General features: G+C 70.8%; 13 protein-coding genes. 7 read left to right on the forward strand and 6 right to left on the reverse strand.

The genetic code is table 11. From position 1 onward, the window contains the following. The first annotated feature begins 65 nt into the window (after window positions 1–65). Both ACWIGU_RS31730 and ACWIGU_RS31735 read left to right on the forward strand, forming a co-directional pair. Window positions 66–1,079, forward strand: a complete 1,014-nt coding sequence (locus ACWIGU_RS31730; RefSeq protein ID WP_454405117.1) for an ATP-binding cassette domain-containing protein — start codon at window positions 66–68, stop codon at window positions 1,077–1,079. Beyond that, window positions 1,076–1,918, forward strand: coding sequence for an ABC transporter permease (locus tag ACWIGU_RS31735; RefSeq protein WP_454405118.1), 843 nt, complete (start codon window positions 1,076–1,078; stop codon window positions 1,916–1,918). Before ACWIGU_RS31730 ends, ACWIGU_RS31735 begins: the two co-directional genes overlap by 4 nt. A 95-nt stretch (window positions 1,919–2,013) precedes the next feature. Here the strand turns inward: ACWIGU_RS31735 and greA are convergent, their stop codons facing one another. Together greA and ACWIGU_RS31745 are read right to left on the reverse strand one after the other, a co-directional pair. Then, the gene (greA, locus tag ACWIGU_RS31740; RefSeq protein WP_227296969.1) at window positions 2,014–2,511 is read right to left on the reverse strand and encodes a transcription elongation factor GreA; all 498 of its coding nucleotides are present in this window, start codon (window positions 2,509–2,511) and stop codon (window positions 2,014–2,016) included. Between the two features lie 198 nt (window positions 2,512–2,709). Then, on the reverse strand, window positions 2,710–3,114 hold the full coding sequence (locus ACWIGU_RS31745; protein WP_454405119.1) for a DUF4307 domain-containing protein: 405 nt from the start codon (window positions 3,112–3,114) through the stop codon (window positions 2,710–2,712). Between the two features lie 173 nt (window positions 3,115–3,287). Between ACWIGU_RS31745 and mca the strand changes: the two genes are divergently transcribed. After that, complete coding sequence (gene mca, locus ACWIGU_RS31750) at window positions 3,288–4,148, forward strand: mycothiol conjugate amidase Mca (RefSeq protein WP_454405325.1); 861 nt, start codon at window positions 3,288–3,290, stop codon at window positions 4,146–4,148. Continuing rightward, window positions 4,141–4,386 (forward strand): hypothetical protein, encoded by a 246-nt coding sequence (locus tag ACWIGU_RS31755; RefSeq protein WP_356289583.1) that lies wholly within the window; start codon window positions 4,141–4,143, stop codon window positions 4,384–4,386. Before mca ends, ACWIGU_RS31755 begins: the two co-directional genes overlap by 8 nt. 220 nt (window positions 4,387–4,606) lie before the next feature. Here ACWIGU_RS31755 and ACWIGU_RS31760 read toward each other — a convergent pair whose 3' ends face one another. Further along, complete coding sequence (locus tag ACWIGU_RS31760; RefSeq protein WP_454405120.1) at window positions 4,607–7,810, reverse strand: tetratricopeptide repeat protein; 3,204 nt, start codon at window positions 7,808–7,810, stop codon at window positions 4,607–4,609. Window positions 7,811–7,929: 119 nt separating this feature from the next. Here ACWIGU_RS31760 and ACWIGU_RS31765 point away from each other — a divergent pair, with 119 nt between their 5' ends. Beyond that, window positions 7,930–9,948, forward strand: coding sequence for a thioredoxin domain-containing protein (locus tag ACWIGU_RS31765; RefSeq protein WP_454405121.1), 2,019 nt, complete (start codon window positions 7,930–7,932; stop codon window positions 9,946–9,948). 41 nt (window positions 9,949–9,989) lie between these two features. Here the strand turns inward: ACWIGU_RS31765 and ACWIGU_RS31770 are convergent, their stop codons facing one another. The 3 genes from ACWIGU_RS31770 to trhA form a co-directional block, all read right to left on the reverse strand. Beyond that, window positions 9,990–10,607 (reverse strand): TetR/AcrR family transcriptional regulator, encoded by a 618-nt coding sequence (locus ACWIGU_RS31770; RefSeq protein WP_454405122.1) that lies wholly within the window; start codon window positions 10,605–10,607, stop codon window positions 9,990–9,992. Window positions 10,608–10,612: 5 nt separating this feature from the next. Further along, window positions 10,613–10,738: a hypothetical protein gene (locus tag ACWIGU_RS31775; RefSeq protein WP_454405123.1), complete on the reverse strand. Its 126-nt coding sequence runs from the start codon at window positions 10,736–10,738 to the stop codon at window positions 10,613–10,615. 174 nt (window positions 10,739–10,912) lie between these two features. Then, window positions 10,913–11,602 (reverse strand): PAQR family membrane homeostasis protein TrhA, encoded by a 690-nt coding sequence (gene trhA / locus ACWIGU_RS31780; RefSeq protein ID WP_326774334.1) that lies wholly within the window; start codon window positions 11,600–11,602, stop codon window positions 10,913–10,915. 231 nt (window positions 11,603–11,833) lie between these two features. On the opposite strand from trhA, the gene ACWIGU_RS31785 reads away from it, so the two are divergent. Both ACWIGU_RS31785 and ACWIGU_RS31790 read left to right on the forward strand, forming a co-directional pair. Further along, on the forward strand, window positions 11,834–13,675 hold the full coding sequence (locus tag ACWIGU_RS31785) for a phosphoenolpyruvate carboxykinase (GTP) (protein WP_454405124.1): 1,842 nt from the start codon (window positions 11,834–11,836) through the stop codon (window positions 13,673–13,675). Window positions 13,676–13,967: 292 nt separating this feature from the next. Next, a complete protein-coding gene (locus ACWIGU_RS31790) occupies window positions 13,968–15,956 on the forward strand; it encodes a calcium-binding protein (protein WP_454405125.1) in 1,989 nt (662 codons plus the stop codon). Window positions 15,957–16,058 lie beyond the last annotated feature (102 nt).

Genomic DNA, 16,058 nt, shown 5'->3' on the forward strand with positions numbered 1-16,058 from the left:
ACGTACCTAAGCTTTCCTGAGCAAGGCAACCAAACAGGTCACCCACAACCCATGGGGGAAGCCACATGCCAGGCGCCATCTACGCCGAAGGTCTGGTGAAGACCTTCGGCGACGTCAGGGCTCTGGACGGCGTCGATCTCGATGTCCCGGAGGGCACGGTCCTCGGCCTGCTCGGTCCGAACGGGGCGGGGAAGACCACTGCCGTGCGCTGTCTGACGACGCTGCTCACGCCGGACAGCGGCAAGGCCGTCGTCGCGGGCATCGACGTTCTCAAGCATCCGAACGAGGTGCGGCGCTCGATCGGACTCTCCGGCCAGTTCGCCGCGGTCGACGAGTATCTGACGGGTCGTGAAAACCTGCAGATGGTCGGCCAGTTGTACCAGATGAAGGCCAAGGAGGCGAAGGCCCGCGCGTCCGAGCTGCTGGAGAAATTCAACCTCGCCGACGCCGCCGACCGGACCTCGAAGACGTACTCCGGAGGCATGCGCCGCCGGCTCGACCTGGCCGCCGCGCTCGTCGTCTCGCCGCCCGTGATGTTCATGGACGAGCCGACGACGGGACTCGACCCGCGTAACAGGCTGCAGCTGTGGGAGGTCATCCAGGAGCTGGTCGCCGGCGGCACGACCCTGCTGCTCACCACCCAGTACCTCGAAGAGGCCGACCACCTGGCGCACGACATCTGCGTGATCGACCACGGCCGCGTCATCGCGCGCGGCACGTCCGACCAGCTCAAGGCCCAGACCGGCGGCGAGCGGGTCGAGCTCGTGGTCCACGAGCGGGAGCACATGACGCCCGCCGCCGAGGTCCTCGCCGGGTTCGGCAAGGGCGAGACCACCGTCGAGCAGCACACCCGCAAGCTCACCGTCCCCGTCTCCGGCGGCGCCAAGCTCCTGGCCGAGGTCATCAGGGAGCTGGACACCCGCGGCATCGAGATCGACGACATCGGTCTGCGCCGGCCCACGCTCGACGACGTCTTCATCTCCCTGACCGGTCACGTGGCCGAGGAGAAGGAGGACGAGAACGGCCCGGGGGCGGGCGCCGCCAGGCAGCCCAAGCGGAAGAAGGAGGCCGTCAAGTGAGCGCCGTCACCCAGACCCTCGCCCCCCGCCCCGCGGGCGGCCCCGTGCAGTCCGCCAGGGACTCCCTCGTCGTCGCCAAGCGCAATCTGATCCGGATGACGCGGATCCCCGAGGTCGTCATCTTCGGGCTGATCCAGCCGATCATGTTCGTGGTGTTGTTCAGCTACGTGTTCGGCGGCTCGATGAACATCGGGGGCACCACCGACCCCGCGGTCTACCGCGAGTTCCTGATGGCCGGCATCTTCGCCCAGACCGTCACGTTCGCCACGGCGGGCGCCGGCGCGGGCATCGCCGACGACATGCACAAGGGCCTCATCGACCGCTTCAGGTCGCTGCCGATGTCCCGTGGCGCCGTTCTCACCGGCCGCACCCTCGCGGACCTCGTGCAGACGGCCCTGACCCTGCTCGTCCTCGCGATCGTCGCGCTCCTGGTGGGCTGGCGCATCCACGAGGGCGTCCCGAAGGCCCTCGGCGCCTTCGGCCTGCTGCTCCTCCTCGGATACGCGTTCACGTGGATCGGCGCCCTCATCGGCCTGTCCGTACGCACCCCCGAGGCGGCCACGTCGGGCGGGCTGGTCTGGCTCTTCCCGGTGACGTTCATCTCGAACGCGTTCGTGGACTCCAGCCAGATGACGCCCTGGCTGCGCCACATCGCCGACTGGAACCCGTTCAGCGCCACGGTGCAGGCCTGCCGCGAGCTGTTCGGCAACCCCGGCGTCTCCGGCTCCCCCGCCTGGCCCATGCAGCACCCCGTGTGGGCCTCGCTGCTCTGGTCCGTCGTGATCATCGTCGTCTTCCGGACCCTCTCGGTCCGCAAGTACCGCAACGCGACGGCCTGACGGCTTCGGCCCCGCGCGCGAACACGCGAAGGCCCCCGGCGCAGCACGCGCCGGGGGCCTTCGCCATACGGTCGGTTCAGCCGTCGTACGGCTTCTCAGCCGTTGTAGGGCTTCGCCGCGAGGATCTTCACCGAGGCGAGCTTGCCGTTCGGCAGCTCGTACTGGGCGTCCTCGCCGATCTTCTTGCCGTTCACGCCGGAGCCCAGTGGGGACTGCGGCGAGTACGTCTCGATGTCGGCGCTCGCGTACTCACGCGAGGCGAGCAGGAACGTCATGGTGTCGTCCTCGTCGCCGTCGAAGGCGATCGTGACGACCATGCCGGGGGCGGCGACGCCGGCCGCGGCAGGCGCCTCGCCGACCTTGGCCTTCTCCAGGAGCTGGGTCAGCTGGCGGATGCGGAGCTCTTGCTTGCCCTGCTCCTCCTTGGCCGCGTGGTACCCGCCGTTCTCGCGCAGGTCGCCCTCCTCGCGTGCCGCCGCGATCTTCACGGTGATCTCGGCGCGCGCGGGACCAGACAGGTACTCCAGCTCGTCCTTGAGCTTGGTGTACGCCTCCTGCGTGAGCCAGGTGACGTCTTCGCTGGTCTGGGTCACAGGTGCTCCTCGTAGGTACTGGGAATACAAAGCATCGCCCTACCCAGAAGCATGTGCCTTCACGGGTGGGCGAAACCACGAGCCTAACAATTCACGTGCCGAAGGGGGAGGACATATGCCATCAAGAATTCGTCACCGCAGGTCAGGCGCCGAAACCCGTACGGCCGCAGTACGGCCGAACGTACGGTCGCCGTGTGGTCACCCCGTGTGGCAGCCGAGCAGTTCCGCGCTGGTGCCGCGGGCCGTGGTGCGCAGCGTCACGACCTTGTCGATCCGGCTGTCGCGCTGGTCGAAGCGGAAGTCCGCGCGGCCCACCTCGGCGCCGTCGGCGGACTGCGACCGGATGGTGCAGTAACCCTTGGCGTCGCTGTCCTTACGGACCTCGAGGTGCACCTTGACCGCCGCGTCGGAGGCCTTGAAGGTGATGACCTCGGCGCTGATCTTCGTACCGAAGACGTAGTGGTAGCCGAACCAGCCGATCAGGACGACGAGCAGGGCGCCGAGCACGGCGCCGACGATCTTCAGGGTGCGGTCCGCTCGTTCGTCGGCGGAGCGGGAGCGGCCGTAGCGGCCGTCCGGGAGCTGCTCACTCACCGCACTCATGATCGTTCCTCTCGCGCGGGGCGGGTCGAGGACCGGCCCCGGACAGACTGCCGGAATTTTCCGCCCCCCGGTTCCGTCACTATAGAAGCCGCCCAATGCGCTGTATGACCGAGGGCGCCTTATTCACCGAGTCATTCACTGAGGATCTTGTCTTGACTGAGCAGCTGCGACTGATGGCCGTTCACGCCCACCCCGACGACGAGTCGTCGAAGGGCGCGGCCACCATGGCCAAGTACGTGTCCGAGGGGGTGGCCGTCCTTGTCGTGACCTGCACGGGCGGGGAACGCGGCTCCATCCTCAACCCGAAGCTTCAGGGGGACACGTACATCGAGGAGAACATCCACGAGGTACGCAAGAAGGAGATGGACGAGGCCCGCGAGATCCTGGGCGTCGACCAGGAGTGGCTGGGCTTCGTCGACTCGGGCCTGCCCGAGGGCGACCCGCTGCCGCCGCTGCCCGACGGCTGCTTCGCGCTCGAGGACGTCGACAAGGCCGCCGGGGAGCTGGTCAGGCAGATCCGCTCGTTCCGTCCGCAGGTCGTCACGACGTACGACGAGAACGGGGGCTACCCGCACCCCGACCACATCATGACCCACAAGATCTCGATGGTGGCTTTCGAGGGCGCGGCGGACACCGAGAAGTACCCGGAGTCCGAGTACGGCGCGGCCTACCAGCCGCAGAAGCTCTACTACAACCAGGGCTTCAACCGCCCGCGCACCGAGGCGCTGCACCAGGCGATGCTCGACAACGGCCTGGAGTCGCCCTACGCGGAGTGGCTCAAGCGGTGGGACGAGTTCGAGCGGGTCGAGCGGACGCTCACCACGCACATTCCGTGCGCCGACTTCTATGAGATCCGCGACAAGGCGCTGATCGCGCACGCCACGCAGATCGACCCCGACGGCGGCTGGTTCCGGGTCCCGATGGAGCTCCAGCGGGCGGTGTGGCCGACCGAGGAGTACGAGCTCGCGAAGTCTTTCGTCGATACCTCCCTCCCCGAGGACGACCTCTTTGCGGGCATCCGCGACAATGCCTGACATGAGCGCAAGCGCAAGCCTGGCAATGACGCACCTCGTCCCCCTCGCCAAGGAGGTCGACGAGAACAAGGTGACCCCGGGTGTCCTCGGTTTCATCGTCTTCGCGGTGATGGCCGTCGCCGTCTGGGGCCTGATGAAGTCGATGAACCGCCACATGGGCAAGGTCGACTTCAAGGAGAAGACGGACGCCGCCGCGGACCCCGCGGCCGGCTCCCCGGCCTCGCCCGCCAAGGGCTGACGCCCCGCTGAACGGAACACGCTCGGCACGGCAGTGAGCCGCGCCGAGCGCTTTCGCGCTGCGCTGGCACGCTCGCGCGCGCCCGCAGCCCCCTCGTATCCGGCGCCACATCCCCGGCCCTACGCGCTCAGGCCCCCGAAGCGCCTCGCGCCCTCGCGCCACGCACCGTCTCGCGCTGAGCGTCCTCGCGTCACGCGCCGCCCAGCAGTGCCCCGCCCTCTCACCTCACCGCCCCCACCTCCACGCCCATCACGTCGCGGGCGTGGCGTTTGGGGACCATGCCCAGGCGCCAGGCCTGCCAGCCTGCCTCCAGATCCGCGCCGCGTTCCAGGAGGAGCTGGTAGGCCTCCACGTAGTCGTCGAGCTTGGCGTCCCGGCCGGCGTGGGTGGCGCGGGCGAGCTGGGACAGCTCTTCCTGCGCCACGGCCGTGCCGATCTCCGAGCCGCCCGGGGACGCGTACGGCAGCAGCGTGCACCGCAGGAAGTCCGCCCAGTCCTCACCGCGGCGGTCGCCGTACGACGCGAACAGCGCCGCCGCCTCCTCGCACAGGGTCAGGGCCTGGGCCGCGCGCCCGTTGCCCGCGTCCACCACCGCCAGTTCCAGGCACGTCCACCCCTCGCCGTGCGCGACGCCGATGCGCTGGAAGTCGGCGCGGGCGTCGACCAGGAGCTGGCGCGCGAACCCGGAGTTGCGCAGCGAGCCCGTCTGCGCGGCGCGCTGGTCACGCGTGACCCGGGCCGAGTGGTGGCGGGCGCAGGCGAGCCCGTACACGTCGCGCATCCGCGAGAACATCGTGCGGGAGCGCTCCAGCTCGCGTACCGCCTGGTCGAGGTTGCCGCTCTCCTCCAGGGCCTGGCCCAGGTAGTAGAGCGTCCAGGCCTCGCCGCGCGCGTCCTCGTTGTCGCGGTGGCGCGAGGCGGCCTGGCGCAGTCCGTCGACGGCCGCCGACGCATCGCCGTCCACCAGGTGCACCCGCGCCAGCTGCGTGAGCGCCCACGCCTCGCCGCGGCTGTCGCGCGTACGGCTGTACAGGTCGAGCGCGGTGCGCAGCTCACGCTCCGCGCCCGGCACGTCGCCGATGCGCAGGCACAGCTGCCCCAGCTGGAAGTGCGCCCACGCCTCGCCGTGCACGGACTCGTTCTCGCGGTGCAGGGCCAGCGCCGAGGTCAGCAGATCGAGCGCCTCTTGTACGTGGGCCCGGTCGCGCTCCACCGCGGCGAGCGCATGCATCGTCCAGCCCCGGTCGCCCGCCGTCTCCTCCGTGACCTGGAGGTCGAGGGCCTCGCGGAGCTTCGCCGCCGCCTCCTTGAGCTGACCCTGGTGGTGCAGCGTGATGCCCAGCGAACACAGGGCGCGGGCCGCGCCCGCGTTGTGGTGCGCCTCGAAGTAGAGGTCCACCACGGACGCCAGCGTCGTACGCGCCTTGTCGAGCTCGCCGAGCTGGCGCGCCGCGATACCCGTGCGCCACTGGACCGAGCGCACGAGAAGCCCCTGGTCGACGGCCTGGGTGAGCTCGCTGATCTCGCCGAGCCGGTAGAGGTCGCCGCGCAACAGGCAGTAGTCGCACAGGGCGCCGAGCAGATTGAGCACGGCCGCCTGGTCGACGCCCTCCGTGCCACGCAGCGTCGCCGTGATGAAGCTGGACTCGTCGTCGAGCCAGCGCAGCGCGGCGTCCAGCGAGGTGAAGCCGTGCGGGCCGACCTGGCCGGCGCGCGTCGACATCTTGCCGTCGACGAGCCGGATCACCGAGTCCGCGAGCTCCGCGTAGTTCTGGATGAGGCGTTCCTGAGCGGCCGTCCGCTCGGCCGGTTCCTCCTCGTCGAGGAGACGGGCCTGCGCGAAGGAGCGGACGAGGTCGTGCAGCCGGTACCGGCTGCCCCGCACGTGGTCGATCAGCCCGGCGCGCGACAGCGCCGTCAGATGGCGGGAGGCCTCCGACTCGTCCGTCGCGAGGAGCGCGGCCGCCGCGGCCGCACCGAGCGAGGCCCGCCCGGCCAGCGCGAGCCGCCGCAGCAGCCGCCGGGCCGCCTCCGGCTGGTCGGTGTAGCGCAGCCACAGCACCCGTTCGACCGGCTCCACGGGCCCGTACGCGCCCAGGTCGGACGCCAGTGCGCGCGTCGTGCGCGGCCCGATCGCGGAGCCCGCGATGCACAGCGCCAGCGGCAGACCACCGCACAACTCCCTTACCGTGTCCGATGATTCGGAGTCGTAGGGCCCCGAGTCGTCCTCCGCGGACTCGCGCAGCAGTTCCTCCGAGCCCGCCGCGTCCAGCGCGTCCACCGGCACCTGGTGCACCCACGCCGGGACGTCCGCCGGCAGGTCGAGCGGCTTGCGCGCCGTCACCAGGACGAGGCTGTCGGACCGCTCGGGGATCAGCGTGCGCACCTGCTCCGCGTCGTTCGCGTCGTCCAGGACGACCGTGACCGCGAGCCCCGTCAGATGCTGGTGGTACAGCTCGCTGAGGCGCCGCACCTGCTGCTCCTGCGAGGAACGCTCCCGGAAGAGCAGCTGCTCGCGCGGCGCGCCGAGCCGGTTCAGCAGATGGAGCAGCGCGTCCCGCGTCGACAGCGGGGCCTCGGGCGCGTCGCCCCGCAGGTCCACGACGCACGCGCCGCGGAACTGGTCGCGCAGCTCGTGCGCCGCCCGCACCGCGAGCGTCGTGCGGCCGGAGCCGGGCGCGCCGTGCAGCACGACGACGGTGGGCCGGGTCTCGGTGCTCGCGCGCGCCGCGTGCACCCACTGGGCGATGCGCTGCATCTGCGCCCTGCGGCCCGCGAACGGGCCCTGCGGCTCCGGGAGTTGGCCGAAAGACTGCTCCAGGACGTTGCGCCGCCTGGCCGCCGCGCTCTTGTCGGTACGGCGCAACTGCGGTGTCGGCTTCTTCGCGCCGGTCCCCGCGGTGGCGGCGAGGACGCGCTGCTGATCGAGGAAGGGCCGGATCCCCCGCACGTCGAGCGCCGTCAGCCACTGCAGTCTCAGCTGTTCGGGCCCGCCGGGCTGGCTCCTCGCCCCGGCGCGGCGGCTCGCGGCGGGCACGTGAGAGGCCGTCACCTTCGCGACGGTCGTGGCGGCGCCCAGCACGGCGACGGCCGCGCCCGCGCCGACCGCGGTCCCCGCGCCCGTGCCGAGCAGCAGGTCGGCCAGGCAGGCGCCCACCGCGGCAACGGCCGTGACCAGCAGCGGAGTCGATCCCCGCTCCTGGGCGAAGCGCTGCCCGAACGACATCTGCCCGGCCTCGGCCTCGTCCAGGGCGTGTGTGTACTGCGTGTACTCCTCGGTGGCGGTCTCCGCCATGGCGTCGAGCGCACCGCGCGCACGGGACAGCAGCACCCCGCCGTCCGTGCGCCCGCCCGAACGCCGTACTTCTTCCTCCACGGCCCGGGCCAACAGCCCCTCGGCTTCCGCCCGATGGCTGTCTCGCATCTCAGGTCCCCCTCCGGCGGCAACGGTTCCGCGTCAAGTGTGCTGCGTATGGGGTCACGGCGCGAGAGGCCCGGGATCAAAGGGCCGATCGGCGACCGGTGTGCGCGAGGATGGGGCGCATGCCGAACCGACTGGCCCATGAGACGTCCCCCTACCTTCTCCAGCATGCCGACAACCCCGTCGACTGGTGGCCCTGGTCGGCCGACGCCTTCGAGGAGGCGCGGCGGCGCGGGGTCCCGGTGCTGCTCAGCGTCGGATACTCCAGCTGCCACTGGTGCCACGTCATGGCGCACGAGTCCTTCGAGGACGAGACGACCGCCGCCCTCATGAACGACCGCTTCGTCAGCATCAAGGTCGACCGCGAGGAGCGCCCCGACGTCGACGCCGTCTACATGGAGGCCGTGCAGGCCGCCACCGGCCAGGGCGGCTGGCCCATGACCGTGTTCCTCACGCCCGAAGCCGAGCCGTTCTACTTCGGCACCTACTTCCCGCCCGAGCCGCGGCACGGAATGGCGTCCTTCCCGCAGATCCTGGAGGGCGTGGCGCAGGCGTGGGCCGAGCGCAAGGACGAGGTCGCCGAGGTCGCCGCGAAGATCGTGGGCGATCTGGCCGGGCGCGAGCTGCCGTACGGGGACACGCAGATCCCCGGCGAGGGCGAGCTCGCGCAGGCGCTGCTCGGCCTGACCCGCGAGTACGACGAGGCGAACGGCGGATTCGGCGGCGCCCCCAAGTTCCCGCCGTCGATGGTGATCGAGTTCCTGCTGCGCCACTACGCCCGCACCGGCGCCGAGGGCGCGCTCCAGATGGCCGACGACACGTGCGAGCGGATGGCGCACGGCGGGATCTACGACCAGCTGGGCGGCGGTTTCGCGCGCTACTCCGTCGACCGCGAATGGGTCGTGCCCCACTTCGAGAAGATGCTCTACGACAACGCGCTGTTGTGCCGCGCCTACGCGCATCTGTGGCGGGCCACGGGTTCGGAGACGGCCAGGCGGGTCGCACTGGAGACCGCGGACTTCATGGTGCGGGAGCTGCGGACGAACGAGGGCGGGTTCGCGTCCGCGCTGGACGCGGACAGCGAGGACGCCGACGGCCGCCACGTCGAGGGCGCGTTCTATGTGTGGACGCCGGGGCAGCTGCGCGAGGTGCTCGGCGACGCGGACGCCGAGCTGGCCGCCGAGTACTTCGGCGTGACGCAGCAGGGCACCTTCGAGGAGGGCGCTTCCGTCCTCCAACTCCCGCAGCAAGAGGCCGAGTTCGACGCCGCGCGCATGGAGGACGTCCGGCGCAGGCTGTTCGCCGCGCGCGCCGAGCGGCCGGCCCCCGGGCGGGACGACAAGGTCGTCGCCGCGTGGAACGGCCTGGCGATCGCCGCGCTCGCGGAGACCGGCGCGTACTTCGACCGGCCGGACCTGGTGCAGGCCGCACTCGCCGCCGCCGACCTGCTCGTACGGCTCCACATGGACGCGCGGGCGCGCATCGCCCGTACCAGCAAGGACGGCCGGGCCGGCGCGAACGCCGGGGTCCTCGAGGACTACGCGGATGTCGCCGAGGGCTTCCTCACGCTGGCGTCCGTGACGGGCGAGGGGGTCTGGCTGGAGTTCGCCGGGTTCCTCCTGGACCACGTCCTCGACCAGTTCACCGACGCGGAGTCCGGCGCCCTGTACGACACGGCGGCGGACGCGGAGCAGCTGATCCGCAGGCCGCAGGACCCGACCGACAACGCCACGCCCTCGGGCTGGAGCGCGGCGGCGGGCGCGCTGCTCTCGTACGCGGCTCAGACCGGTTCGGAGCCCCATCGCACCGCCGCCGAGCGGGCGTTGGGTGTGGTGCGGGCGCTCGGGCCGCGTGCCCCGCGTTTCATCGGGCACGGGCTCGCCGTCGCGGAGGCGCTGCTCGACGGGCCGAAGGAGGTCGCCGTCGTGGGCGAGATCGGCGGTGAACTTCATCGCACGGCGCTGCTCGGCACGGCGCCGGGCGCGGTTGTCGCGGTGGGCGAAGCGGGCTCCGGCGAACTGCCGTTGCTGGCGGACCGGCCGCTCGTCGACGGCCGCCCGGCCGCGTACGTGTGCCGCAACTTCACCTGCGACGCCCCTGTCACCGACGCCCAGGAGCTCGCGGCGAAGCTGCAGGACTGAAACGGGCCGGGCGCTGCCAGGCGCCAGGGGGTGTCCGGCGCCTAGAGGCCGGTCCTGAACGTCTCCAGCGTCCGGTCCAGCAGGTCGCGCAGCTCTTCCTGGTGGCCGTGCTCGGCCCAGTACAGGGTGGCTTCCATGAGCGCGCCGACCAGCGCCATCGCGTAGACGCGAACCTCAAGGCTGTCGGCGTCGCGGCCGGTGCGCTCGCCGATCACCCGGCACAGCAGTTGCCCGGTGACGGACATGGACTCCATCATCCGGGAGCGCACTGCGGGCACCTCGACCTGGAGCCTGGTCCGCAGGCGTGACATCTCGGGATTGTCGTCGAACCCGAGGTGCACGGCCTGCGCGGTCACGTGCTTCAGCGAGTCGATGATCGACTCGTCCGAAGGCCGCGCCCGCAGCTCGGCCTCCAGGACCGCGTCGTACTCGTCCGTGAGGACGATGTCCTCCTTGGTCGGGAAGTACCGGAACACCGTGGACGGCGACACCTCCGCGGCCTCGGCGATCTGCTCGACCGTCGTCGCGTCGTACCCCTGCTCGGTGATCAGGCGGTACGTCGCGTCCCTGATCGCGACCCGGGTCTTGAGCTTCTTGCGTTCGCGTAGGCCCATCCCGGGGTGGTCGGCGGCGGGGGTGGAGCGTGTGGAGGCGGCCATGGGGCTCATTCTCGGGCATCACCGGGGGCCGGGGCCACGCCGGCGGACGGCGCGGTACGGGGGAGCAGCGCGGCCGCGAGCAGGGCGGTGACCAGCGACGCGGCGCCCACGACGAGCAGCACGATGTTCATGCCGAGGGTGGCCGCGAGCGTGTTGAGCAGGAAGCCGCGGCCGGCCGGCAGGGTGAGGTCGAGGAGCGGCCGCTCGCTGCGCCGCTCGCGCAGGACGAGGGCCGTGACCAGGGCGACGGGGGCCGCGAACAGGGGCCAGCGCCACAGGGTCGGTCCAGCCGCGGGGCGGCGGCCTCAGGCGTGCTGGTACGCCACCAGCGAGATGCCGACGTAGTGCACGACGAACGCCGCGAGCGTGAGCGAGTGGAAGACCTCGTGGAAGCCGAACCAGCGCGGTGACGGGTTCGGGCGCTTGATCCCGTAGATCACGCCGCCCGCGCTGTAGAGAAGCCCGCCGACGATCACGCAGACGAGCACGGCCGTGCCGCCCGCGTGCAGGAAGTCGGGCAGGAAGAAGACGGCCGCCCACCCCATCGCGATGTAGCAGGGGGTGTAGAGCCAGCGCGGGGCGCCGACCCAGAAGACGCGGAAGACGATGCCCGCCGCGGCGGCGGCCCAGATGCCCCACAGCAGCCACTGGCCCTTGGCCTCGGGGAGCAGCAGCATCGTGAGCGGCGTGTAGGTGCCCGCGATGATCAGGAAGATGTTCGCGTGGTCGAGGCGGCGCAGTACGCCGTCCGCGCGCGGGCCCCAGTTGCCCCGGTGGTAGAGCGCGCTCACGCCGAAGAGCAGGCAGGCTGTGAGGACGTAGATCCCGCACGCGATCCGGCCGCGGGTGGAGTCCGCGAGCGCGGTCAGCACCAGGCCGGAGATGACGACTGCGGGGAACATCCCCGCGTGCAGCCAGCCGCGCAGCCGGGGTTTCACCGGAACGGGCTCTGTCGCGGTCACTTCGGATGGCGTGGCGGCAGTCATGTGCCGCATCGTACCTACGGGACCGTAAGTGACGAATGCGAGTGGCGGTCAGTGACGCATACGAGTGGCGATCCTCACTTCGCTCAGCTGTGAGGCCCTCTGGACATATGGGCGCCCGCGTCGGATGATCATATGAGTGCGGTCGGCACCGGATGAGCGCCAGAGGGATCAACACGTGAAGCATCCGGGTCGCAGCCCCCAAGGGGCAACAACACAAAAACCCCTCATTTAGGAGCAATCGTGGCGCGCGACATCGCGGCTCCCGTTTCTTTGGGCAATGTCCCCACCAAGCACCAGGAACTGATCTCGTGGGTCAACGAGATCGCTGAACTGACGCAGCCGGACCGGGTGGTCTGGTGCGACGGGTCAGAGGCCGAGTACGAGCGCCTCGCAGAGGAACTGGTCGACAAGGGAACGTTCAAGAAGCTCGACCCGATCAAGCGCCCGAACTCGTACTACGCCGCCTCCGACCCGACCGACGTCGCGCGCGTCGAGGACCGGACGTTCATCTGCTCCGAGAAGGAGCAGGACGCGGGCCCCACCAACCACTGGAAAGCCCCCGCGGAGATGCGCGAGATCTTTCAGGGCAGCGAGGGCGACGGCGGCATCTTCCGCGGCTCGATGAAGGGCCGGACGATGTACGTCGTCCCGTTCTGCATGGGCCCGCTCGGCTCGGAGCTCTCCGCGATCGGCGTCGAGATCACCGACTCCGCGTACGTCGCCGTTTCGATGCGCACCATGACGCGCATGGGCCGGCCCGTCCTCGACGAGCTCGGCACCGACGGCTTCTTCGTGAAGGCCGTCCACACGCTGGGCGCGCCCCTGGAGGAGGGCCAGCAGGACGTGCCGTGGCCCTGCAACTCCACCAAGTACATCTCGCACTTCCCGGAGAGCCGCGAAATCTGGTCGTACGGCTCCGGCTACGGCGGCAACGCCCTGCTCGGCAAGAAGTGCTACGCCCTGCGCATCGCGTCCGTGATGGCGCGCGACGAGGGCTGGCTCGCCGAGCACATGCTCATCCTCAAGCTGACGCCGCCGCACGGTGAGTCGAAGTACGTCGCCGCCGCCTTCCCGAGCGCGTGCGGCAAGACCAACCTCGCCATGCTGGAGCCCACGATCTCCGGCTGGACCGTCGAGACCATCGGCGACGACATCGCCTGGATGCGGTTCGGCGAGGACGGCCGCCTCTACGCGATCAACCCCGAGGCCGGCTTCTTCGGTGTCGCGCCCGGCACCGGCGAGCACACCAACGCCAACGCCATGAAGACGCTGTGGGGCAACTCCGTCTTCACGAACGTCGCGCTCACCGACGACAACGACATCTGGTGGGAGGGCATGACGGAGGAGACTCCGGCGCACCTCACCGACTGGAAGGGCAACGACTGGACCCCCGAGTCGGGCGTCCCGGCCGCGCACCCGAACGCGCGCTTCACCACCCCCGCCTCGCAGTGCCCGATCATCGCGCCCGAGTGGGAGGACCCGAAGGGCGTGCCGATCTCGGCGATCCTCTTCGGCGGCCGCCGCGCCTCCGCCGTGCCGCTGGTGACCGAGTCCTTCGACTGGAACCACGGCGTGTTCCTCGGAGCGAACGTCGCCTCCGAGAAGACCGCCGCCGCCGAGGGCAAGGTCGGCGAGCTGCGCCGCGACCCGTTCGCGATGCTCCCGTTCTGCGGCTACAACATGGGCGACTACATGGCCCACTGGGTCGACGTGGCCAAGGACAAGGACCAGGCGAAGCTGCCGAAGATCTACTACGTGAACTGGTTCCGCAAGAACGACGCGGGCAAGTTCGTGTGGCCCGGCTTCGGTGAGAACAGCCGCGTCCTGAAGTGGATCGTCGAGCGCCTGGAGGGCAAGGCCGAGGGCGTCGAGTCGCCGATCGGCATCCTGCCGACGCGTGACTCCCTCGACACGGACGGCCTCGACCTGGCCGACTCCGACCTCGACTTCCTGCTGACGGTCGACAAGGAGGTGTGGCGCGATGAGGCCTCTCTGGTCCCCGAGCACCTCAACACCTTCGGTGACCACACGCCGAAGGAGCTGTGGGACGAGTACCGGGCGCTGGTGAAGCGCCTGGGCTGACGCCCCTCGGAGCACGACAGGTGACAGGGCCCCGCACAACGGCGTGCGGGGCCCTGTTCGTCCGACGGGCGCCGGGCCCTCACCCGCGTGGGTACTTTGCTGCGCCCGGTGGGCGCAAGGCGGCTCGTGGCAGACGGGCTTGTGTGTGAGGGGCGCGAGGCTGTCGCCCATGTTCACACCTCAGGTGCGATCGGTCGCACTTCGTCTGAGATCGCTCACCCGTCCTGCGCGATCAGGGTGGCGCCGAAGCTCCGCACCGCGCCACCGGTCCCTCACGGCCCGCGCCGGGACGGTGGCGGCCACCGTCCTGGCGCTCGTCCTGGCCCTGCCCGGCGCGGCGGTCGCCGCCCCCGGCGACCTGGACCCCGGCTTCGGCAGCGGCGGCAAGGTCCTCACCGGTCTCGGCGGCACCGACCACGCCAACGACGTGACGGTGCAGCCCGACGGCAAGATCGTCTCCGTCGGCGCTTCCGAAGACAGCTCCAGCCAGGAGAGCGACTTCGCGCTGACCCGCCACAACGCCGATGGCACCCTGGACACCAGCTTCGGCAGCGGCGGCAAGGTGAAGACCGCCATCAACAACAGGTTCCCGCCCGAAGAGTTCCCGTTCCAGTGGGGCGAGGCCCGCGCCGTGGCGCTGCAGTCCGACGGCAAGATCGTGGTGGCGGGCGGCGCTTGGCGAGGGTACGAGAACTGCTGCTGGTTCGTGGTGGCCCGGTACAACAGCAACGGCTCGCTGGACACGAGTTTCGGCGGCGGCGACGGCAGGGTGTTCACCGACTTCGGCCAACCCGAAGAGGCGACGGACGTCGCCATCGAGACCGACCCCGACACCGGCGTCGAAAAGATCGTCGCCGCCGGCTATGTCGGTGGCCAGGCCGCGGTGGCCCGCTACACCTCAGAGGGCAACCCGGACCCGAGTTTCGGCGGCGGCGACGGCATGGTGACCACCAATCCGGCAGGGCCGTCCACGGAGGAAGGCGGCGACGGGCGGGCCCTGGTCCTGCAACCCGACGGAAAGATCCTCGTCGGGGGCGAGGTCGGGACGACCCGCTTCGACTTCGCGCTCATCCGCTACAACCACGACGGCAGCCTCGACACCGGGTTCGGCAGCAACGGCATCCAGCGCACCGACCTCGGGGACTACGACTCCGCGGAGGCGCTGGCGGTCCAGTCCGACGGCAAGATCGTCGCGGCCGGCGCGAGCGGCGACCGGTTCGCGGTGGCCCGCTACACCACCAACGGCACCCTGGACACCAGCTTCGACGGCGACGGCCGGGTCGTCACCCCCGGTGGCAGCGCCGAGGACATGAAGCTGCAGAGCGACGGGCGGATCGTCGTCGCCGGCCGCTCCGGCGACGACTTCGCGGTCCTGCGCTACAACACCGACGGCAGCCTGGACAGCGGCTTCGGCGCCGGCGGCAAGGCGATCACGGGCTTCGGCGCCACCGACGTCGCCCACGGCGTGGCGCTCCAGTCCGACGGCGCGATCGTCGCCGCCGGCCAGGGCGGAACGAACATCGACTTCGCCCTGGCCCGCTACCAGGGTGGCGGGACCCCGCCGCCCCCGCCCACCGCCGACCTCTCGGTCACCAAGACCGGGCCGTCCTCCGTCACCCTGGGCGACCGGGCCACTTACACCGTGCGCGTGACCAACGCCGCCACCTCCACCGCGTCCGCCACCGGAGTCGCACTGAGCGACACGCTCTCCGGAGCCGGTGCGACCCTGGTGTCGGCCACGACCGCGCAGGGCAGCTGCACCACCACCGCCACCAGCGCCACCTGCTCCCTGAACACGCTGGCCCCGGGCGCGACCGCCACGGTCACGGTGGTCGGCGAACCCCGGACCACCGGCACGCTCACGAACGCCGCCACGGTCCGCGCCAACGAGACCGACCCCGCGAGCGGCAACAACACGACCACGGCGACGAGCACCGTCAGCAACTCCCGGGGCTGCACGATCGTCGGCACCAGCGGGGCGGACACCCTCAGCGGCACGTCCGGCCGCGACGTGATCTGTGGCCTGGGAGGCAACGACACCATCACCGCGAACGGCGGCTCCGACGTCGTCTACGGCGACTACGGCAACGACAACATCGACGGCGGCTCCGGCGACGACACCCTGTACGGCAACGCCGGGAACGACACCGTGTACGGCAATTACGGCTCCGACCGGATCGTCACCACCGACAGCGTGTCCGGCAACGACACGGCCAACGGTGGCCCCAACTTCGACAACTGCAGCACTGACCCGGGTGACACGCGCATCAGTTGCCCCTGAGCATCGGCCCAGTGGGGTCCGGCCGGCTTCCCGGGTACGGGAGGCCGGCCTTCTTCATGCTCCCGCCGATGGATCGGCGGGGTCGTCGGCCGGAACGGATGC

This window comes from Streptomyces sp. NPDC055400 (assembly GCF_053644375.1).

What these genes read in the sequence shown, in the direction of transcription:
- ACWIGU_RS31730 (WP_454405117.1), top strand. Translation starts at nt 66, where the DNA reads ATGCCAGGCGCCATCTACGCCGAAGGTCTGGTGAAGACCTTCGGCGAC.
- ACWIGU_RS31745 (WP_454405119.1), bottom strand. Translation starts at nt 3,114, where the DNA reads ATGAGTGCGGTGAGTGAGCAGCTCCCGGACGGCCGCTACGGCCGCTCC.
- mca (WP_454405325.1), top strand. Translation starts at nt 3,288, where the DNA reads ATGGCCGTTCACGCCCACCCCGACGACGAGTCGTCGAAGGGCGCGGCC.
- ACWIGU_RS31755 (WP_356289583.1), top strand. Translation starts at nt 4,141, where the DNA reads ATGCCTGACATGAGCGCAAGCGCAAGCCTGGCAATGACGCACCTCGTC.
- ACWIGU_RS31760 (WP_454405120.1), bottom strand. Translation starts at nt 7,810, where the DNA reads ATGCGAGACAGCCATCGGGCGGAAGCCGAGGGGCTGTTGGCCCGGGCC.
- ACWIGU_RS31765 (WP_454405121.1), top strand. Translation starts at nt 7,930, where the DNA reads ATGCCGAACCGACTGGCCCATGAGACGTCCCCCTACCTTCTCCAGCAT.
- ACWIGU_RS31770 (WP_454405122.1), bottom strand. Translation starts at nt 10,607, where the DNA reads ATGGCCGCCTCCACACGCTCCACCCCCGCCGCCGACCACCCCGGGATG.
- ACWIGU_RS31775 (WP_454405123.1), bottom strand. Translation starts at nt 10,738, where the DNA reads ATGAACATCGTGCTGCTCGTCGTGGGCGCCGCGTCGCTGGTCACCGCC.
- trhA (WP_326774334.1), bottom strand. Translation starts at nt 11,602, where the DNA reads ATGCGGCACATGACTGCCGCCACGCCATCCGAAGTGACCGCGACAGAG.